The organism is Corynebacterium tuberculostearicum (assembly GCF_013408445.1).
Taxonomy (GTDB): domain Bacteria; phylum Actinomycetota; class Actinomycetes; order Mycobacteriales; family Mycobacteriaceae; genus Corynebacterium; species Corynebacterium tuberculostearicum.
Genome location: NZ_JACBZL010000001.1, coordinates 2,102,152 through 2,122,200, shown reverse-complemented (window position 1 = coordinate 2,122,200; position 20,049 = coordinate 2,102,152). Strand labels below are relative to the sequence as shown.

The 20,049-nt window shown below is 61.7% G+C and carries 19 protein-coding genes and 4 tRNA genes; 7 read left to right on the top strand and 16 right to left on the bottom strand.

Annotated features, from left to right (window positions below; all coding sequences use genetic code 11):
* Positions 1-3: 3 nt before the first annotated feature.
* The 7 genes from rplA to BJ985_RS09970 form a co-directional block, all read right to left on the bottom strand.
* Positions 4-708, bottom strand: a complete 705-nt coding sequence (gene rplA / locus BJ985_RS10000; RefSeq protein ID WP_005322897.1) for a 50S ribosomal protein L1 — start codon at positions 706-708, stop codon at positions 4-6.
* A 68-nt stretch (positions 709-776) separates the two neighbouring features.
* Positions 777-1,220, bottom strand: coding sequence for a 50S ribosomal protein L11 (gene rplK / locus BJ985_RS09995; protein WP_005327961.1), 444 nt, complete (start codon positions 1,218-1,220; stop codon positions 777-779).
* Between the two features lie 172 nt (positions 1,221-1,392).
* The gene (gene nusG / locus BJ985_RS09990) at positions 1,393-2,322 is read right to left on the bottom strand and encodes a transcription termination/antitermination protein NusG (protein ID WP_179387361.1); all 930 of its coding nucleotides are present in this window, start codon (positions 2,320-2,322) and stop codon (positions 1,393-1,395) included.
* A 128-nt stretch (positions 2,323-2,450) separates the two neighbouring features.
* Positions 2,451-2,783, bottom strand: a complete 333-nt coding sequence (gene secE / locus BJ985_RS09985) for a preprotein translocase subunit SecE (RefSeq protein WP_005327956.1) — start codon at positions 2,781-2,783, stop codon at positions 2,451-2,453.
* Positions 2,784-2,990: 207 nt separating this feature from the next.
* A tRNA-Trp gene (locus BJ985_RS09980) sits at positions 2,991-3,063 on the bottom strand.
* A 140-nt stretch (positions 3,064-3,203) separates the two neighbouring features.
* Positions 3,204-3,275 (bottom strand) — tRNA-Met (locus tag BJ985_RS09975).
* 38 nt (positions 3,276-3,313) lie between these two features.
* A tRNA-Thr gene (locus tag BJ985_RS09970) sits at positions 3,314-3,389 on the bottom strand.
* Positions 3,390-3,828: 439 nt separating this feature from the next.
* Here BJ985_RS09970 and deoD point away from each other — a divergent pair.
* Genes deoD through BJ985_RS09950 form a run of 4 tightly spaced genes read left to right on the top strand, consistent with a single transcriptional unit; the run spans position 3,829 to position 8,181 of the window.
* The gene (gene deoD / locus BJ985_RS09965; RefSeq protein WP_005327952.1) at positions 3,829-4,554 is read left to right on the top strand and encodes a purine-nucleoside phosphorylase; all 726 of its coding nucleotides are present in this window, start codon (positions 3,829-3,831) and stop codon (positions 4,552-4,554) included.
* 16 nt (positions 4,555-4,570) lie between these two features.
* Positions 4,571-5,938, top strand: coding sequence for an MFS transporter (locus BJ985_RS09960; RefSeq protein WP_179387360.1), 1,368 nt, complete (start codon positions 4,571-4,573; stop codon positions 5,936-5,938).
* An 11-nt stretch (positions 5,939-5,949) separates the two neighbouring features.
* Positions 5,950-6,597 (top strand): deoxyribose-phosphate aldolase, encoded by a 648-nt coding sequence (deoC, locus tag BJ985_RS09955; RefSeq protein WP_179387359.1) that lies wholly within the window; start codon positions 5,950-5,952, stop codon positions 6,595-6,597.
* Between the two features lie 3 nt (positions 6,598-6,600).
* Positions 6,601-8,181: a phospho-sugar mutase gene (locus BJ985_RS09950; RefSeq protein ID WP_179387358.1), complete on the top strand. Its 1,581-nt coding sequence runs from the start codon at positions 6,601-6,603 to the stop codon at positions 8,179-8,181.
* Positions 8,182-8,307: 126 nt separating this feature from the next.
* Here BJ985_RS09950 and BJ985_RS09945 read toward each other — a convergent pair whose 3' ends face one another.
* Positions 8,308-8,484, bottom strand: coding sequence for a hypothetical protein (locus BJ985_RS09945; RefSeq protein ID WP_023020515.1), 177 nt, complete (start codon positions 8,482-8,484; stop codon positions 8,308-8,310).
* Between the two features lie 149 nt (positions 8,485-8,633).
* Between BJ985_RS09945 and BJ985_RS09940 the strand changes: the two genes are divergently transcribed.
* Positions 8,634-8,921 (top strand): hypothetical protein, encoded by a 288-nt coding sequence (locus tag BJ985_RS09940; protein ID WP_179387357.1) that lies wholly within the window; start codon positions 8,634-8,636, stop codon positions 8,919-8,921.
* Between the two features lie 64 nt (positions 8,922-8,985).
* Here the strand turns inward: BJ985_RS09940 and BJ985_RS09935 are convergent.
* Both BJ985_RS09935 and BJ985_RS09930 read right to left on the bottom strand, forming a co-directional pair.
* Positions 8,986-9,067: transfer RNA gene (locus tag BJ985_RS09935), tRNA-Tyr, on the bottom strand.
* Between the two features lie 110 nt (positions 9,068-9,177).
* The gene (locus BJ985_RS09930; protein ID WP_005327943.1) at positions 9,178-10,182 is read right to left on the bottom strand and encodes a polyprenyl synthetase family protein; all 1,005 of its coding nucleotides are present in this window, start codon (positions 10,180-10,182) and stop codon (positions 9,178-9,180) included.
* A 98-nt stretch (positions 10,183-10,280) separates the two neighbouring features.
* On the opposite strand from BJ985_RS09930, the gene BJ985_RS09925 reads away from it, so the two are divergent.
* Complete coding sequence (locus BJ985_RS09925; RefSeq protein ID WP_179387356.1) at positions 10,281-11,546, top strand: geranylgeranyl reductase family protein; 1,266 nt, start codon at positions 10,281-10,283, stop codon at positions 11,544-11,546.
* Between the two features lie 33 nt (positions 11,547-11,579).
* Here BJ985_RS09925 and BJ985_RS09920 read toward each other — a convergent pair whose 3' ends face one another.
* The 6 genes from BJ985_RS09920 to BJ985_RS09895 all read right to left on the bottom strand — a co-directional run bounded on the left by BJ985_RS09920 (position 11,580) and on the right by BJ985_RS09895 (position 18,926).
* A complete protein-coding gene (locus BJ985_RS09920; RefSeq protein ID WP_005322922.1) occupies positions 11,580-12,269 on the bottom strand; it encodes a demethylmenaquinone methyltransferase in 690 nt (229 codons plus the stop codon).
* Between the two features lie 11 nt (positions 12,270-12,280).
* A complete protein-coding gene (locus BJ985_RS09915) occupies positions 12,281-13,480 on the bottom strand; it encodes a glycosyltransferase family 4 protein (RefSeq protein ID WP_034668267.1) in 1,200 nt (399 codons plus the stop codon).
* 60 nt (positions 13,481-13,540) lie between these two features.
* Positions 13,541-14,011 (bottom strand): DUF3592 domain-containing protein, encoded by a 471-nt coding sequence (locus BJ985_RS09910; RefSeq protein ID WP_080971157.1) that lies wholly within the window; start codon positions 14,009-14,011, stop codon positions 13,541-13,543.
* The gene (gene menD / locus BJ985_RS09905; RefSeq protein ID WP_179387355.1) at positions 14,012-15,634 is read right to left on the bottom strand and encodes a 2-succinyl-5-enolpyruvyl-6-hydroxy-3-cyclohexene-1-carboxylic-acid synthase; all 1,623 of its coding nucleotides are present in this window, start codon (positions 15,632-15,634) and stop codon (positions 14,012-14,014) included.
* A gap of 57 nt (positions 15,635-15,691) precedes the next feature.
* Positions 15,692-16,444 (bottom strand): hypothetical protein, encoded by a 753-nt coding sequence (locus BJ985_RS09900; protein ID WP_179387354.1) that lies wholly within the window; start codon positions 16,442-16,444, stop codon positions 15,692-15,694.
* 79 nt (positions 16,445-16,523) lie between these two features.
* Positions 16,524-18,926, bottom strand: coding sequence for an ATP-binding cassette domain-containing protein (locus tag BJ985_RS09895; protein WP_179387353.1), 2,403 nt, complete (start codon positions 18,924-18,926; stop codon positions 16,524-16,526).
* 292 nt (positions 18,927-19,218) lie between these two features.
* Here BJ985_RS09895 and BJ985_RS09890 point away from each other — a divergent pair, with 292 nt between their 5' ends.
* Positions 19,219-20,046, top strand: coding sequence for a hypothetical protein (locus tag BJ985_RS09890; RefSeq protein WP_236587045.1), 828 nt, complete (start codon positions 19,219-19,221; stop codon positions 20,044-20,046).
* Positions 20,047-20,049: the final 3 nt, after the last annotated feature.

Genomic DNA, 20,049 nt, shown 5'->3' with positions numbered 1-20,049 from the left:
TGCTTACGCGGTGTAATCCTTGACCACGGAACCGTCAACCGGGATGCCCGGGCCGGAGGTGGTGGAGATGGTAGCGCGCTTGATGTAGATGCCCTTAGCGGAAGAAGGCTTCAGGCGCTGGATCTCGTCCATGAGGGCGCCGTAGTTCTCAGCCAGCTTCTCAGCATCGAAGGATGCCTTGCCGATGATGGCGTGCAGGTTAGCAGCCTTATCAACGCGGAAGGAGATCTTGCCGCCCTTAACCTCAGAGATTGCCTTAGCAACGTCTGCGGTAACGGTGCCGGTCTTCGGGTTCGGCATCAGACCACGCGGGCCCAGGACGCGAGCAACGCGGCCAACCTTGGCCATCTGATCCGGGGTAGCGATAGCAACGTCGAAGTCGATGTTGCCCTCGTTGATCTGCTCGATCAGTTCAGCGGTGCCAACGATGTCAGCGCCAGCTTCCTGAGCGGCGGTAGCCTTCTCGCCCTCAGCGAAGACAGCAACGCGAACGTCCTTACCGGTGCCGTTAGGCAGGGAAACGGTGCCGCGAACCAGCTGGTCAGCCTTGCGCGGGTCAACGCCCAGGCGGAAGACGACGTCAACGGTGGCGTCGAAGTTCTTGGAGGAGGTCTCCTTGGCCAGCTTGGTAGCCTCGATCGGACGGTACAGGCGGGACTTATCTACCAGTTCCGCAGCGGCCTTATAAGCCTTAGACTTGGTGCTCATTTAACAATTCCTTTTCTGGATTGGTGTGGTGTTCGGCGGGCCGTAGCTGGCCCTACCACATAAAGTTTTTACTTCTCCGGTGCGCCATCAACGGTGATGCCCATGGAGCGGGCGGTACCGGCGATGATGCGAGCGCCGTTCTCGATGTCACGTGCGTTCAGGTCCGCAAACTTGGTCTCTGCGATTTCCTTGCACTGATCCCAAGACACAGAGCCGACCTTGTCGGTGTGTGGGACGCCGGAGCCCTTCTTGATGCCAGCGGCCTTGAGCAGCAGCTTAGCTGCCGGCGGGGTCTTCAGCTTGAAGTCGAAGGAACGGTCCTCGTAGACGGTGATCTCAACCGGAACCACGTTGCCACGCTGGTTCTCGGTAGCGGCGTTATAAGCCTTGCAGAACTCCATGATGTTGACGCCGTGGGCACCCAGTGCCGGGCCAACTGGCGGTGCCGGGTTAGCGGCGCCTGCCTCGATCTGCAGCTTGATGAAGCCGGATACCTTCTTCTTAGGAGCCATCGAATTACCTCTTTCCTGTGTTACCGGGATGTCCGCCACGATGAATAACGGGATCCCGTCCGGATGCTCACCTTCAGTGGGCCACCGGAGGATGAAACGTTTTCTTATACGCACGCCAAAGGCGCACGACGTTCCAGTTTAGAACACCGTGCGCCCTGCACAAAATCACTTTTTAGGAGATGCGCTCGATCTCGGTCGGCGACAGCTCCACCGGGGTCTCGCGGCCGAAGATGGATACCAAGCCCTGCATCTTGCCGGTCTCCGGGTCGATCTCGGAAATGGTCGCAGATACGGCGGCCAGCGGGCCGGACAGGATGGTCACGGCCTCGCCCACCTCGAAATCGTGCGCGTACTTCTTGGCCACTTCCTTCTCCGGCATAGCCACAACCTGCTCGCCTTCTGCCTCGTTCGGGGCAGCATCGCCCTTGGTGGACGGCGCCTCGTTGGGCATGAGGAACTTAGCCACGTCGCGGGTCTTGACCGGGGTGGCGTTACCCTCGTTGCCCACGAAGGAGGTCACGCCTGGGGTTTCGCGGATGACGGACCATGCGGCGTCGTTAAGCTCAGCGCGAACCAGGACGTAGCCTGGCAGCAGCTTGCGCTTCACAATCTTCTTCTTGCCGTCCTTGTTCTCCAGGACCTGCTCAATAGGTACAACGACCTCGAAGATGGAATCTTCTACCTCGAGGGTCTGGGCGCGCATGTCCAGGTTGGTCTTTACCTTGTTTTCGTAGCCGGAGTAGCACTGGATGATGTACCACTGGCCCGGCTGCTTCTTCAGTTCGCGGGTAAAGGCGCGCAGGCGCTTGCGGTAGGCGGCATCCTCGGACTCGTCTTCGCTGGCCTCGGGGGCCGCGCCCTCGGCCTCTGCTTCGGTCGCTGCCGGTTCCGCTGCGTCGGTGGACTCGGCGGACTCGCCTGCAGCCTCGGTGGACTCAGCCGTTCCTTCAGCTTCCTCCGCTGCCGGAGCGGCTGGGGTAGCGTCTTCCTGTTGTGCTTCTTCCACGGAGCTAGCGTGCTCTGCCGCCTGCTCCTGCACGTTGGACTGCATTGCCTCTTCCAGGGAGGTGCCTACGGTTTCGACGTTGTTCTCGTCGCTCATAATTCTTACTCCAAAAAATTCCTCGGCGCGTTGCGTAGGACCAGCCTACCCGCCCGCGTATGGGCAAAAAGTATCCCGCCGTTCCTTTAAGCGGAAACAGCGGGATAAAAGATTATGCGCTTATCTTACTAATCTGAGAGAACCTGCTCAACTCCGAGACCTGCCAGGGTGTCAACGCCCCAGACCAAAATGGTCAGCACGATAAGGAACGCAAAGGTAATGAGGGTGTACTGCAGCATCTCCTTAGCGGTAGGCCACACCACCTTCTTCATCTCGGATACGACCTCGCCTGGGAAGGCGGCTACGCCACCACCTGGGGTGTCATCGTGGTTCTTATCCTCGACGCGGACGACGTGCTTATCGGCGTAGTCCGCGGAGGACGTGGTAGCCGCACCAGAGAGCTGACGCTTACCGGTCGGGCGCGATGCACCCGAATTCTTCGGCTGCTGCTCATCGCTCACAGCTAACCCTCCTTGGGAACTAAATCTAATAGGGCGCTTAACGCGCACCTCCATAACTTTGTCAACCCTAGCAAAGCTTACACAGCATGAAAAGCTGACCACGGCATTTGCCGGACGTGGCCTTGACAACATGTGGGCGGGCTAAGCGTCACGAAGAAAATAGGGCATGAAGAAACCCCGCCACCTGAGGTGACGGGGTTTACTATGCAGGGGCGACAGGACTCGAACCTGCAACCTACGGTTTTGGAGACCGTTGCGCTACCAATTGCGCCACGCCCCTATTCTTTTATTCCTCAATGCCTCAGCATCAAGCGTTGAAGACCTTACCAGAGCCATAGTTCCAATCCGAAACTAGGCACAGCCTGGACTGCCTTCAGCGCGGTAATAAAAAAGCGCCCTGCGGGCGCCTTTCTTTCCCGGTAGCGATGGCGAGAATTGAACTCGCGACACAGCGATTATGAGTCGCTTGCTCTACCACTGAGCTACACCGCCATATTCACCTTGGAGGAATTCCTTGCTCCAAACATGAATGGAGCCCCCTGACAGAATCGAACTGTCGACCTTTTCCTTACCATGGAAACGCTCTGCCGACTGAGCTAAGGGGGCACATCCTAGCGTTGAACACATCGCTATTTCGTTGTGCTCTCCGTTGCGGACTCCAATAATCTAACCCGCTTTCAACGTTTTACACAAATCGCCACGTCAGAACGTAAAAATGCTTATCTCCTGTGACACCTTTTCGCGCCTTTTGAAGGCAGTTGGAGAACCGGCATGGCAGATCACCCCTGCGGGCCGCTCGGCCACTCCCCCTCCCGTGCGTCGGCAGCCGTGCGGAGGCACGTGGATTGGCAGGTGGGGAAAAGGGGGCGTCGGCAAGCGTGGCAATGCTCACCGCGGGCAGTGACCTCGGCACGGACGCTGGTGGCTGAGTCCAGTGAGGCTCTCCACAGTTGTTGACCACCCGCAAATACGGCCATTGACTCGGGGTCCTGAGGGTTTAAGCTTGGTCTGTAAATCCCCCCACCCCATGCCAAGGAGCGAAGATATGTCCGCTACCGATATTGCCACCCCACACATCAATCCGCAGGGCGCACCCATTGCGGAAACCATCCTCCTGCCCGGTGACCCGCTGCGGGCGAAGTTCATCGCCGAGAACTTCCTGGAAGATACCGTCCAGTTCAACGGCGTGCGCAATATGCTGGGGTTTACCGGCACTTTTAACGGCAAGCCCATCTCCGTGATGGGCTCCGGCATGGGCATTCCCTCCATCGGCATCTACTCCTGGGAGCTCATCCACAACTACGGCGTAAAGAAGCTCATCCGTGTCGGCTCCATTGGCGCCATGCAGGAAGACATTGAGCTGCACGATGTCATCGTTGCTTCGTCCGCCTCCACTGATTCCAACTTCTTGAGCCAGTACAACCTGCCGGGCAGCTACGCCCCCACCGCCTCGTGGAAGCTCCTCAAGGCTTTGGTGGATCAGGCCGAAAAGCAGCAGGCCCACATCCACGTAGGCAATATCTTGAGCTCGGATATCTTCTACAACTTTGACCAGAACGTGAACGAGCGCTGGGCGCACATGGGTGTGCTCGGCGTAGAGATGGAATCCGCAGCGCTTTATGCCACCGCGGCTGAGGCCGGCGTCGACGCGCTGGGACTTTTCACCGTCTCCGACAACCTGGTGCACGATACCCACCTCTCCGCGGAAGAGCGCCAGACCGCCTTCCGCACCATGATTGAACTCGCGCTTCCGCTCAACGCGCTCGACTAAAAGGATCCTCTCCCCCGTGACTTCCACCCACCCCACCGCTTCCCCGCAGGACAAGCGGACAGGCTCCGCGGTAAACCCCAAGGTTGCCGTACCTATCCTGCTCTTTGTCTTCGTCTTCTCGCTGGTTATTGATAACGGCTTTAAGACGATGACCATGCCGATCGCCCAGGCGCTGGACATCTCCGTTAAAACCGCCTCCCTCCAGGCTTCCCTCGCCGGCGTAATCATCGGCATCGGCGCCGTGGTCTACGCCGCGCTGGCGGATTCCATCTCCATCCGCAAGCTCATGCTCACCGGCGTTGTCCTCATCGCCGTGGGCTCGCTTTTGGCCTTCGCCTTTTCCAGCTTCTGGCCCATGGTGCTTACCGGCCGCCTCATCCAAACCGCCGGCCTTGCCGCTGCGGAGACGCTCTATGTCATTTACGTGACCAAGCACCTGAGCGAGGCCGACCAAAAGACCTACCTCGGCTTTTCTACCGCTGCCTTCCAAGCCGGGCTGCTCATCGGCGCGTTGACCTCCGGCTTTATTTCCACCTATGTCTCATGGACGGCGATGTTCCTCATCCCGCTCATCCTCATCCTGGCCATCCCGCCGATTATCAAGCTGGTGCCAGAAGATGAGGCCGTGGAGGGCCACCTCGATGCCCTGGGCCTGTTTTTCATCGCGGCCTTCGCCACCGGCCTGACCATGTTTATGCAAGAATTCAACTGGGTATGGCTCATCTTTGCCGCCCTTGGCATCGTGGGTTTCATCATCCACATCGGCCACGCCAAGCACCCCGTGGTCACCCCGGAATTCTTTACTAACGGCCGCTACGTGTGGACCATCCTCATGGTCTTCTTCGTCTACTCCACCCAAATGGGTTTTATCTTCCTGCTGCCATTTGCCGCGCATGACCTGCACGGCATGAACATCGATAAGGCCTCCCTGTTGATGATCCCGGGCTATATTTGCGCCATCCTCATCGGCATTTTCTCCGGCAAGATCGGTGCCGTTTTGTCCTCTCGCGCCACCATCTACACCGCCTTCGCCCTGGTTGCCGGCGCGCTGGTGGCGGCCGCGCTCTTTGTGCAGCTTCACGTCGCCGTACTCATTCTCGCCATCGTGGCCTTTGCCTCCGGCTTTGCGCTGATGTACGCCCCGCTGGTCAATACCGCGCTGCGCAATATCACCGCCGCCAAGTCCGGCATCGCCATCGGCTTTTATAACCTGACCATCAATATCGCCATCCCGCTGGGAATTGCCTATACGGCGAAGCTGCAGGACCTCACCAGCTATAACACCGTGCTGTGGATCCTCGCGGCCGTCGCCGCCATCGGCATTGCCCTGTATATCGTCTCTGACCTCAAGATGGCCCGTTCCGAATCCCGCCTCACCCGCTAAGGAGAACAATTATGACTTCCCGCACCGACGTAGCTTCCATCATCGACCACACCCTGCTCAAGCCGGAGGCCACCCCAGAACAATTCCGCGCCTTGGTGAATGAGGCGGCCGAGCTGGGCACCTACTCCGTCTGCGTTTCCCCGTCCGCCCTGCCCATCGAGGTTCCTGACTCCCTGCACATCGCCACCGTCGTGGGCTTTCCTTCCGGTGCCGTAAAGCCGGAGATTAAGGCCGCTGAGGCCGCCCGCGCGGTTGCTGATGGTGCCGAAGAGGTGGACATGGTCATCAATATCCCCCTGGCCATCGAGGGCCGCGCCAAGGACCTGCAGGCCGAAATCCAGGCCGTACGCGATGCCATCCCTGGCAAGGTGCTCAAGGTCATCATCGAGTCTGCCGCGCTTTCCGACGACGCCATTGTCCTCGCCTGCAAGGCCGCCGCAGCCGCCCAGGCGGACTTTGTCAAGACCTCCACTGGTTTCCATCCGGCCGGCGGCGCCTCCGTGCACGCCGTTAAGCTCATGCGCGAGACCGTAGGCGACAAGCTAGGAGTCAAGGCCTCTGGCGGCATCCGCACCGCCAAGGATGCCTTGGCCATGATTGAGGCCGGCGCAACCCGCCTGGGCCTATCTTCCTCCGCCAAGATCCTCGAGGAGCTCTAAGCCATGTCAAAGGCCGCCACCGTGGATTATGACTACGCCCGCACCTGGGCCGAGCACGACCCCGATCCGGACACCGCCCGCCAGGTGATGACCTGGATTGAAGAGAGCAATAACGACGAGCTCGCCGCCGCCTTCGCCGGTCCCCTCGCCTTCGGCACCGCAGGCCTGCGCGCCGCCGTGGGCCCGGGCGAGTCTCGCATGAATCGCGCCGTAGTCATCCGCACCACCTACGGACTTATCTCCTGGCTCAAACAGCACGTGGACGCCCCAGTGGTAGCCATTGGTTGCGATGCCCGCCACGGCTCCGCGCAGTTCCAGAGCGATGCCGCACAGGTCATCTCCGCGGCCGGTGGCAAGGCCTTGGTTCTGCCAGCGCAGAACCCCACTCCGCTGACCGCCTTCACGGTCCGCTCGCTCAAGGCGGATGCCGGCATTATGGTCACTGCCTCGCATAACCCGCCGGCCGATAATGGCTACAAGGTCTACCTGGGCGGCCGCATCGCCACCGGACCGGCAGAGGGCGTACAGCTTGTTTCGCCCGCCGATGCCGAAATCGCCACCGCCATCGCCGCGGCTCCCCACGCCGATGAAATTCCACTTTCCACCGAGAACATCGCGGATGTCGATACCCGCGCCGAGTATCTCGACCGCGCAGCGCAGCTCGTGGGCGCTCATACCGATGTCACCATCGCGCTGACCGCCATGCACGGCGTCGGTGCGGCCTTGGGCGAAAAGCTCCTGACCCGCTGCGGTTTCCGCGTCTCGCTGGTTCCTGAGCAGGCCCAACCGGATCCCGATTTCCCCACCGTCTCTTTCCCCAACCCGGAAGAGCCTGGCGCCCTCGACTTGGGCATCCGCCACGCTGAGGAGATCGGCGCCGATATTCTTATCGCTTATGACCCGGATGCGGATCGCTGCGCCGCCGCTGTGCCCACGTCCTCAGGCACGTGGCGCCAGCTCACCGGCGATGAAACCGGCGCCCTTTTGGGCGATTACCTTGCCCGCCAGGGCGCGACAGGCAACTTCGCCAACTCACTCGTCTCCTCCCGCCTGCTCGGGCGCATCGCCGCCCACTATGGCCTCGGCCACGAAGAGACGCTCACCGGTTTCAAGTGGATCGCCCGCACCCCGGACCTCGCCTTTGGTTATGAGGAGGCCATTGGTTTCTGCCCCGACCCCACCGCTGTCCGCGACAAGGACGGCGTCGCTACCTCCGTAGTGCTCGCCAGCCTCGCGGCCGAGTGCAAGGCCGCAGGAACCACCTTGCTAGAGCGCCTGGAAGGCATCTACGCCACCGTGGGAGCCCTCTACACCCAGCCGCTGACCTTCCGCGTCGATGACCTCAGCATCATCGCCCAGGCGATGGACAAGGTCGCTTCCACCCCGCCCACGGAACTGGCCGGTTCCCCCGTGGCAAAGGTGGAGAAGTTCGCCCAAGGCTCCAAGTTCTTCACCGACAACGATGACCGCGTCATCGTGCGCCCTTCCGGCACCGAGCCGAAGCTGAAGTGCTACCTCGAATCCCCCGACGCCGACCGCCTCGATGCTATTGCGGCCGACCTGCGCGCCTACTTCGGGATTTAAACCCCTCCCCGCTCCGCGCTCTCTAACTGGTCCTTCCGAGATTGCTTAGGATCTGTGAGGGTGCGGACTAGTGGGCTTGCTGCCGCCAGTCCCACGACAACGGGGCATCACGGTTAGAAAGGCTATTTACGCCAGGGAGCGCTCCTCCAACTGGTGGGAAATCGCTGCGTTTATTTTCCGGTGCGCCCGATAACTGCGAGTCCGATTGCGCAGATGCGCTTGCTGCGCTGCCTGCGCTACTCGCTGGCTTTGAAAAAGGTGAATCTCGTTTACCCCGTCCAGCATCGTTCGGATCTTCTTCATATCCCATATCCTATCGCTAAACCCCATACCTTCATCTCTACAGTGACTTTCTGTGACTGATGGTATGGCTACCGAGCACGCCCGTTGGTACACAGCGCCTCAGAACGGTGTAGTTTGCTGGTCCTGAAGGCCAAGACGAGAGGAGTTAGATGAGTACAGAACCCCACCATTCATCCTTAACAGTTTTGCTAAAGATTGCAGTTGGTATTTCATTATTGCTCTGCCTCGGCTATTTCATTGGCGGTTTGAATGCGGTATACGTGGCCAAGGCTCTGGCGGGATCGGATTCCACCTCATTGCCAGATATTTCTCGTAGGTTAGGAAATGGATTTTTCTACTTCAAGATCGCTGGGGTATTCCTAGCTGTATTCCTCGTCGGTGCCTATGCGGTGTTCCACAGGGCTCAAGACTCCCGCAGACAGGCGCCCTGCCGGTAGCATCCGCCTCACGGCCGCAGGTACGACGAAACCCCGCAAGCTATTGCTTGCGGGGTTTATTCTGTGCCAGGTAGAAGATTCGAACTTCTGAAGGCAATGCCGGCGGATTTACAGTCCGCTCCCTTTGGCCGCTCGGGCAACCTGGCATGCACTGTGTGGTGCGAGTAAGTACTTTACTACGAACCACCCTCCCACCTACAAATCGCCAGCGCATGGGGGAAGAATGGGCGGGAAAAGAGGGGGCATCGCCAAGCAGCTAGCCCACGCGGCGCACGGTGTAATCCGCCAGTTGGCGCAGGGCCTGGCTCGCGGAGTTCTCCGGTAGCACGGCAAGCTGCTCCTCCACCGTCCGCAGGTAGGCATTGATGTCCTCCAGCGCCTTCTGACGGCCGCCAGACTGGTGCAGGAGCTCGATGGCGCGCTCCACCTCGGCGTCGGAATGCAGCGGGCCAGTAAGCAACTCACGCAGCTTGTCGCCCACTTCGCCCTCTTCCTCCAAGGCGTAGAGAACCGGCAGGGTAAAGACGCCCTCGCGCAGGTCCGTGCCCGGGGTCTTGCCGGACTCCTTGGGATCGGAGAAGATGTCGATGACATCGTCCACAATCTGGAAGATCATGCCGATGGCACCACCAATGCGGTGCAGGGCTGCGGCATGCTCGGCCGAGGCACCGGAGTGGTAGGCACCCAGGTAGCCAGCAGAGGCGATGAGCACCGCGGTCTTTTCACGGATAACGGCCGTGTAGTGCTCCACGGCATTGGCCTCACCCGCGCCGATGGTCTCGCGCATCTGGCCGGTCACCAGCTCTTCAAAGGTATCGGCAAAGTGGCCCACGGTGTGGGTATCCAGCTCACTCATCAGGCGGGAGGCATGCGCCAAGAGCGCATCGCCGGCGAGGATGGCCACGGAATTATTCCATCGCGAATTGGCAGATTCCACGCCGCGGCGGCGGTCCGCCTCATCCATGACATCGTCATGATAAAGGGTGGCTACGTGCACCATCTCCACGACGGTGGCGGCCTTAACAACCTCTTTGCAGCCCGGACGCGGACCATACTCGGAAGCCAGCAGCGCCATCATGGGGCGAAAGCGCTTGCCACCGGCCTTAGACAGGTGGCTGACCTTGTCCTTTAAGAAGTCCTGGCCGCGGTCGATTTCACTGCGCAGCTTGTCTTCTACTGCTTCCATGCCCGCACCAATGCGCTCGTTGAGCTGCGGATCACCAAGATCCACGTGCGTGGCATGCGATTGACCGTGAGTCATTAAATAGTGTTCCTTGCAACTAAAAGCCAGAGATAATCGATTACCTACCGTAGTCCAAACTGCGCCCCTAAACACACTCGAGGGGTCGAACTCATGCAATGATAGTCCTCATGTCGGAGCAGATCGATTCCCAAACCTATGTCGAGGTCGCCATCATTGGCGCTGGGCCGGCCGGAGCCGCCGCCGCGATCCATGCCGCACGCGCCGGCTATGACACCCTCCTTATTGATTCCGCGACGTTTCCCCGCGATAAAACCTGCGGCGACGGGCTTACCCCGCGCGCGATGCACCAGCTTGCTGAGCTCGGCATTGCGGTCAACGCCTCCTATCGCAATCGCGGCCTGAAGCTGCACGGATACGGCGGTGATATTACCGCGCCCTGGCCGGAGACCTATCCCTCCCAAGTGGGCACGGCCCTGCCGCGCTTCCGCTTTGATGCCCTGCTTGCCGACGCCGCCCGGGAAGCCGGCGCCACCCTCCTCACCGGCACCCCCGCCACCGATCCGGTGCTCGAGGGCAACCGCGTGACCTCCTTCCGCGTGGGTGAGGCCACCGTGCATGCCAAGTGGATCATCGTGGCCGATGGCGTGCGCTCTACTTTTGGCAAGAAGCTCGGCCGCACCTGGCATCGCGAGGAGGTCTATGGCATCGCCGCGCGTTCCTATGCTTCCTCTACGCATGCCACTGAGCCCTGGATGCACTCCCACGTTGAGCTCAAGGACGAAGAAGGCGAGGTGCAACCCGGCTACGGTTGGATCTTCCCGCTCGGCTCCGAGCTAGGCCAGGTCAATATCGGCCTCGGCGCGTTGTCGACCGCGCAGCGCCCCGCCAAGATCAACACCAAGAAGCTGCTCGAGTTCTACGCCGCCCAACAGCGCCCCGAGTGGGGACTCGGGGAAATTGAGCACGTTACCTCTGCCTTACTGCCCATGGGCGGCGCGGTGTCTAACGTGGCCGGCGCCAATTGGATGATCATTGGTGATGCCGCGGCCTGCATCAACCCCCTCAACGGCGAGGGCATCGATTATGGCTTGGAGACCGCCGCGCTGGCCGTAGCCCTGCTCGGCCCGAAGGATTTCACCCTGGCCTGGCCGGCCGTCTTGCGCGAGCACTACGGCGAGTCCTTCCTCTTGGCCCGCACGGCCGCGCGCCTGTTGACCTACCCACAGTTCCTACCGCTGGCTGGTCCACTGGCCCTGCGCGGGCCCATTGGCCGCATACTCATGCCGGCCGCCGCGCGCCTGATGGGCAACCTCATTACTGACGATGACCGCGACCTCATCGCACGCACCTGGCGCGCCGCCGGCCGCACGGTCTCGTCCCTTCGCCGCGATACGCCACTCTGGGATTCGACCGCGGCTTAACCCCTGCTCCCCCAGGCACGGGCGGAGCAGCGCCTAGGCTGGCTTTACCGCCGAGTGCAGCGCCACGATGCCGAAGGTAAGGTTCTGCCAACCGGCCTCGGCCCAGCCATTGCGATTGATAACCGCGGCGAGCTCCTCCTGCCCAGGCCACGCGCGAATGGATTCCGCGAGGTAGATATATGCCTCCGGATTAGAAGAAACCAAGCGCGCTACCGGCGGGAGCAGACGCATCAAGTATTCCTTGTACACGGTGCCAAAAATCGGTACCACCGGGGTGGAAAATTCCGCCACCGCAAGGCGCCCGCCCGGCTTGGTCACGCGCGCCATTTCGCGCAGGCCGAGCTCAAAGTCGTGAATATTGCGCAGGCCATAAGAGATGGTCACGGCATCAAAGGTGTTATCCGCAAACGGCAGCTTCATGCCATCGCCAGCCACCTTGGGCACGTCGCGCTCACGGCCGGCGGCCAGCATGCCACGGGAGAAATCACACGCCACGCACCACGCACCGGACTTGGAAAGTTCCACGGTGGACACGGCGGTACCCGCTGCAAGGTCCAGGACCTTCTCGCCCGGCTTCAGGTTCAAACGCTCGCGGGTACGCTTGCGCCAGTGCGCGTCCTGCCCAAAGGACAGCACGGTATTGGTGAGGTCGTATTTCTCGCCCACGGCGTCAAACATGCGCGCCACATCGAAGGGCTTTTTATCCAGATCTGCCTTAGACACAAATGATCAGTCTAGGCTACGCGGGCACCAAGGGCACGAGCCGCCCACCGCGGCAGCTCCGGACGCTGGCCCAAAATGGTCAGCGGCACCCGGCGAGTATCCTCCAGCACCTCTTCGTAATAGCCCACGAGCTGCTCGCACAGCGCCTTCCACGTCTTGGAGGAAATGGACTCGCGGGCATTGTCCCGCATCTCCTGGTGAATCTCCGGATTGAGCAGAGCATCCACCGCATTGGGGAGGTCTTCCACAAAGGTTTTTACCTCCAGCAGCAGGCCGTTATAGCCCTCATCGATGAGGTCTACCGGGCCACCTGCCCGCGGCCCGATGGTCGGTACGCCGGAGGCCTGCGCCTCCTGGATGGACTGGCAGAAGGTCTCGAACTCGCCGGCGTGGACAAAGACGTCCAAGGAAGCATAGGCGGCGGCGAGGTCTTCGCCAGAAAGGGCACCGGTAAAGACTGCGCCGGGAAGCTGCGCCTCCAACAGCGGACGCTCCGGGCCATCGCCCACGATGACCAGTTGGATATCCTCGCGCCCGTTGAGCGCCGAGAGGCGGTGCACGCCCTTTTCCGCGGCGAGGCGACCAACGAATCCCACCACATTCTTGGTGCCGCTCGGATCCCAGCTGCGGCGCAGCTCCTCAGAGCGCTTGGAGGGGTGGAAAAGTTCTGCGTTCACGCCACGACCCCAGTGACGCACGTTTTTAATGTGGTGCTTTTCCAAGTCCCGGATGGTCAGCGAGGACGGTGCCAGCGTCATCTGGCAGGAGTTATGAATCGTGCGCAGCCACTCCCACACTCCATAGGCCAGCGCGGAGGCATGGTACTTGGTGGCAAATCCGGCAACATCGGTCTGGTACAACGCCACGGCCGGCACGCGCTGCTGGCGGGCGGAGAAAGCGCCCGCCGCGCCGAGTACGAAGGGGCTGGCCAGGTGGATGATATCCGGCTTGAAGTCGCGCAAGGCCTCATCGACCGCCGTGGTAGGCACGCCCACCGGCAGCGAATCCACCAGCGGCACGCGCACGGTGGGCACGCGGTAGATGGGAAATCCTAGGTAGTCCGGAATCTCTTCTTGTCCCTCACGGGCGCCCGGCGCGATGACGATGGCCTCTTGGCCGGTCTCGTGCAGGTGCTCTAAAACGCGCAGCACGGAGTTGGTCACACCATTGACATTGGGGAGGAAGGATTCAGCCACGATCGCAACACGCATGCCACCATCATGGCCCATCTTCTTAAGTTTATGGTGAAGCCAGCGGAAAATCTTGGTTAATTATTTCTCCGCGCGGCGGGTAAAGAAGCTAATCAGCTTCCACAGCACGGCCGCGATGAGCGTGGCAACCACTCCTACCGAGAGCGCCGGGATGATGGCCAGCGTCCATTCGCGGCCTTCAACCTTGACCAGGTCTGGGTCGTCCTGGGCGTAGTGCACCCACACCTGCTGACCCTCGCCCAGCCCACTGGGATAGAGCAGCCCGTGCTGTGGGGTGTGGTAAATCCCTTCACTGTCTTGGAAATCCACCGTGGTGCGCAGCATGCCCACATCCTTGACCGTGGCCAAAGCGCGCGCAGGGTGGCTGGCGATGGCGTGGTCATTTAGCGCCGGCCCGATGACCATGCCCACCACGCCCACCAGCGCAGCCAGGTACAGCGCCAGTGTCAGCTGGTGCAGGCGGCGACGATAGACCGCGGGCGTATAGCGCGGCACCACGGCCGCGTGCGGCTTGTGCTGCGGCGGGGCCACTTACTGGCCTACCTTTGCGGTGAGCTTCTCATTGAGCGCCCGGCGTGTGGCACGGGTGGTCTTGGCTTCCACGACGGTAATCCCGGTCGAGTATTCCTTCAGCTCCGCCAGCGTATCCAATAGCTCCTGCGGGGTGGTCACCTCGCGGTAGTCTGCCTCGTAGGCTTCTGCCAGCTTGCCGACGTCCACCCCATGCGGCGTTCCAAACGCCGGCTCGAAGGACTCGCGCAACGCATCGGCGCCTTGTTCCAGGGTCTCGAAGATGCCGCCGCCATTGTCATTGGCCACCACGATGGTGAGGTTTTCCGGTCGCGCCTGGTCTTCCGGGATGAGCAGGCTATTTGCGTCGTGCAAGAAGGTGACATCCCCCATGAGCGCCATTACTCGTGGGGCGCGCCAGTTGGTGGGATCCAGCGATTGTGTGGCCAAGGAAATGCCGATGGCTTGGGCGATGGTGCCGTCGATGCCGGCCGCCCCGCGCGGCGAGTAGGTATCCACGCCGTCGAAAGGCAGGCCCACCATGGAGGCATCGCGCACCGGGTTCGAGGCGCCGAGCACCAGGGTGTCATTGACGGAGAGCGTATCGCCCACCGCGGCCGCGACGTGGAGCCCAGTGAATCCCAGTTCCTCATCCTCGAGGGTCTCGCGCACCGCTTGTCCAGCCATATCGGTTGCGCCTTCGCAGATCTTCATCCACTCGCGGCTCGGCTCACCGGTGACCTTGACGGTGGTGCCAAGCCGGGCCTCGTCGCCGCGCTGGTTGGTGAAGTCCTTGGTGCGCGAGAGCACCACTAGCTCAATATCCGGATCATTCATCAGCGCTAACACCCCACGGTGCAGCGTCGGGTGCCCCACGACGATGACCTGCTCCACCTTGGTGTTGACCACATAATCATTCGCGGAGACCTGCGCCTTGCGGAAGATATGCGCCGCCGCTGGATGCACCGGATGATACGGACCCGGCGCGCTCGGCTCCGCAATGGTCGGTACATCTTGGAGGCCTTCTACCTCCCAGGCCTCGTCACCCGTAATGACTAGGGTGTTCTTGCTCAAATCCACGGCCACCTCACCGTGGTCGACAAAGGCTGGTGCGGGCTCGCGCACGCCGTCGCCGGAGGTGTGGTCTGGCAGGGTGTCGTCGACAAGCGGGGCATCAAAAGCCACATTGATGTGCACCTGTAGGTCTTCGCGGAAACGCTGGGCCATCGCCGCGATATCGTCCGCGCCGGTGACCTGGGTGGTATCCGCATAGACGCCGAAGATGCCTTGTTGCTCGATGGTCTGCGACGCCCCCGTGCCCACCAGGCGCTCCGGCCGATCCGCGCTAATGATGGCCAGCGGCGTATGGGAATAGTGCGCCTCCACCACGGCCGGCAAGGTATTGGCCACCGCAGTTCCCGAGGTCATCACCACGCCCACGTGGCGGCGCTGCACCCGCGCCATGCCCAGGGCGGTAAACGCTCCCCCGCGCTCGTCCAGGCGGGTGTGTACGCGGATATCATCACGCGCCAATAGCGCCAGCGACAGCGGCGCATTGCGCGAACCAGGGCACAGGACGACATCCGTGAGGTGGCGCGCCAGTTGGGCGGCTACCTTCTCAGCCAACTGCATCGATTCATTCATGCCGCCCGATTTTACCTGCCCGCGCGCCATTTCCCTTACCGGGCAGGTGCTGGGCGCTTAGTTCTGGTTGGCCGGCTGCTCGCCGCCGCCCAGGAGGTCATTAAGGAGGCCCTCAACGTCCACGTCGCTGCCCTTATCCAACTGGTCTTGTACCTCTGGCGGCAGCTCGGTCGGGATATCGGACGGCAGGTCATTCTGGAAGTCCGGCAGCTTCGGCAGATTATTGGAGTTCTCATCCTGCGAATCCGGCTCTTCGGTCTGGGTCACGGTGGTGGGAACCTCCGTGGTCAGCGTTTCTGTCACCGGCTGGGGTTCCGGCTTATCCGCCTCGTCCGCGGCATTGCGCCACAGGAAAAACAGGACCGCCGCAGCCAGCACTGCAAGTACCGCGATGGCCGCGAAGACGCCGGCCATGGCGCCACCGCCGCCGCTCTTCTTCTTGCGCTTTTCCGGCTGGTCCGGATCGTAGTTCGACGGCACCGGCTCGTACTCGGGCTGCTGCGCGTATTGCTGGCCATAGGCCTGCCCGGCCGGCTGCTGATAGTTCTGGCCGTAGCTTTGCTGCTGACCGTAGCCCTGCTGATAGCCAGAGCCCTGCTGGTAGCCGGCGGCCGCATCGAATTGACGAGTCTCATTCTGCGGCTGCTGCTCGCCTGGGAAGTACTGCTTGGGGTGCTCGCGGCGCGCTTGGTCGCGGCTGGGGCCGGCGGCTTTATCGGGCACGCGGCCTATCTGGCGCGTGGCATCATCCGCCGGGCTAGACCAGCTGCGGGTTTCATTATTATCGCCATGAGGGCCTTTAGAAGTCATACCCTCTACCTCTACCCCATTTTGCTGTGAGATCCCAGAGAGGTCTCCCACAGCTAACAGGGAAGCCGCGGCTCGCCGCTTAGTGCGCTCGGCGTGCGCTCAAGGCACGGCCAGTGGCGGTATCCTCTGCAGCGACCTGCGCCGGGGTGGCATCCGCGATGATGCGGCCGCCATCTTCGCCAGCGCCCGGGCCCATCTCAATGATGCGGTCCGCATGCGCCATGACCGAAAGATCATGCTCGACGACGATTACCGTATGGCCCGCATCCGCCAGCTTGTGCAGTTCGGTATTGAGCAGGTCGATATCGGCTGGGTGCAGGCCCGTAGTGGGCTCGTCCAGCAGGTAGACCGTGTGGCCGCGACGCGAGTTGCGAGAACGTTGCAGCTCCGTGGCCAGCTTGATGCGCTGGGCCTCGCCGCCGGACAGCTCCGGCGCGCCCTGGCCCAAGCGGAGGTAGCCCAGGCCGACGGCCTGCAGCGTAGCAATGGCGCGGTAAATCTTTTCTTTCTCGGCGAAGACCTCCGCGGCCTCATCCACGGTGAGCTCCAAGATGTCCGCGATGGTGCGGCCCTGCCAGGTCACCTCGAGGGTCTCGTCGTTGAAGCGGGCGCCGCCGCACTCCGGGCAGGTGGTGTACGAGCCCGGCAAGAAGACCAGCTCCACCTCGATCTTGCCTGCGCCGCCGCAGGTGGGGCACTGGCCTTGCTTTACGTTGTAAGAAAAGCGCGAGACCGTCCACTTGCGCTGTTTGGCCTCATCGGTGGAGGCGAATAGCTTGCGGACGTTATCGAAAAGCCCAGTGTAGGTTGCCAGCGTGGAGCGCGGGGTACGGCCGATGGGCTTCTGGGTAATCTGCACGACGCGCTTTACTCGGTCAAAGCCCTCCGTGCTCTCTACGGACCAGCCCTTGTCCTCGGTCTCCTCTTCATCGGAAACGGCCGTAGCGGACTGTCGCAACAGCCCAGCCAGCACCGTGCTGACCAGGGTGGACTTGCCCGAACCGGAGACACCGGCGACCGCCGTGAATTGGCCCAAGCCAAAGTCCACATCCAAATTGTCGATGCTGCGTGCGTTGATGCCGCGGAGGGCGAGGTGGGAGGAGGGAGTGCGGGGGTCGTCGGCAAGCGCGAGTGTGCGGTGAGCCAGCGCGTTGGCGGTAGGGGTGTCCGCGTCATAGTCTGCGACCGGGCCCGAATAGACCACGTTGCCGCCGCACTCGCCGGCCAGCGGGCCGACGTCAACGAGCCAGTCCGCCTGCGCGACCAAATCCATGTCATGCTCCACCAAGAGCACGGAGTTGCCGGCCGCGATGAAACGGCGGCACATATCCATGACCGCATCGCGCTCATCGGGGTGCAGGCCGGCCGAGGGCTCGTCGAGCACATACGCCACGCCAAAGAGACCGGAGCGCAGCTGCGCCGCCAAACGGATGCGCTGCATCTCGCCACCGGACAGGCTCTGCGTCGGTCGATCCAGGCTGAGGTGCGCCAAGCCGAGCTCCAGCGCCGAAGTCAACGCGGGCAAAATCTGCCGCAGCAACAAATCCTCGGCCGAGTTCTCCTCCGGGTTCTGCTTGCTGAGCACCTCATGCACCCTATCCAGCGGCAGCGCGCCCAGCTCATCGATAGGCATGCCCGCATAGGTCACCTTCAGCGCGGCCGGGTTGAGGCGGCGGCCGCCACAGGTCTCGCACTCGCGGGATTCCATATAGGACAGGGTGCGCTTGCGCAGCGTATCCGATTGGGTCTCCGCCAGCGTCTTATTGAGGTAGCTGGCCACCGAGCGCCACGTGCCCTCATAATTGCGTTGAATCTGATCTTTTCCGCGCAAGGGCTTGACCGTGACGACGGGGCGCTCTTCCGTGAAGAGGATCCAGTCGCGGTCTTCTTGCGGCAGCTCTTGCCAGGGCGAATCCAGGTCATAGCCCAAGTTCATCAAAATGTCGTGGAAGTTCTTGCCGGCCCAGGCGCCCGGCCAGGCTTGGATGGCTCCTTCCTCGATGGAGAGGGTGGGATCCGGGACCATCGAGTCCTCGGTCGGCTCATGCACCACGCCTGTGCCGTGGCACTGCGGACACATTCCCTCCGGGGTATTGGGCGAGAAGGAATCGGAGTATAGGCCCTCCGGGTTATCCCCGGCGCGCGAATAAAGCAGGCGCACGCTATTGGAGAGCGCGGACACCGTGCCCACCGTAGAGCGCGCTCCGCCGCCGGAGGTCGATTGCTGCAGTGCGACCGTCGGCGGTAGGCCCTCTACCTGGCTGACCTGTGGGTCGACAGCCGAGCTAATGAGGCGGCGTGCGAAGGGTGCTACCGATTCAAGGTAGCGGCGTTGGCCTTCGCCGTGAATCGTACCGAACGCCAGCGAAGATTTGCCCGAACCAGACACACCTGTGACCGCGACGAGCTTGCCGCGGGGCATATCGACGTCGACATTGCGCAGATTGTGCAGGTGAGCATCGCGAACCTTGATAGTAGACATGCCTTCCAGCGTACTCACAGGTGGCAGGTTGGGCAGTCTCAAGCCTGACAGCAGTTTTTTAACGGTTCTCTCTAGCGGTTCACCGGCTTTCAACGATTTCGTCCACCCATATGGCGAAAACCGTCGACGGTTTAGGTGTTCTAGATGGACGAAATCGTTGAAACTAGGAAGGTGGAACCTTTCCGGAAGATTTCCAGTCCAATGAGTCATGTGGACGAGAAATGAATTACTAGATTTAGGCCTTACTGACTATCAAATCCGCAGCAGGATTAGTGGGGGAACACTTTTGCGCTTGCGGCGCAACTGTTATATCGCTGCAGAGGCGAGCGCGAAAGATAAAGTAGCCGCGGTGGCGCAGCTTTATCCGGATGCGGTGTTTTCGGGGACGGCGGCGCTCGCGGCCTATGGCTTATGCGAGGTGCAGCTGCCGGCGGTGATCCGGGTGGATAAAAACTGCCGGATTCGAGCGGATGATGTGGTGTATACGGTGAGGTCGCGGCCGGTGCCGGCGAATCGGATAAAGGGTGTAAGGATGGCGTTGCCGGCACAGGCGGTAGCAGATGCATTGAGCTTCGAGCGCTGCAGCGAGTGGCTGCTCAAAGAGGCACTGGCGCAGGCCTACCGCGGGCTCAACGGAAGGGGGAGGTTCGCGGCCGATTTAGAGCTGGTGATCAGTAAGAAAAGGGACGCGGTGCGCGAGTTGGCGGAGCAGGCGCCGGTGGGGACGGCGTCGAAATGGGAGCAGCGGATGTACCACGAGATGCGGCGGGTGGGGCTCAAGCCGGTGCCAAATTTCCGGCTTGGGCCGTATACCTGGGATTTAGGCTTCGAAGCGGGGACGACGGTGGTGGACTTGGACTCGCTTTATTATCACGCGCCGGAGAATAATCACCGGGAATTCCTCATCGGGACGTGGAAGACCAATCACGCGGTGCAGCACGGATGGGCGCCGCTGAAGTTTACGGATGAGTGCACCGACTACCACCTCAAACTAGTGGTGGAGACGGTGCAGGAAACGGTGGCGCATCGGCGCAGCGTGCGCGGGCTAAAGAGCCGGCCGCAAAAGGTGCGTCGGGCGCTGGCGACCCCGGCGTGGAGGTTTCACCAGAGCTTGCTCTAGGCC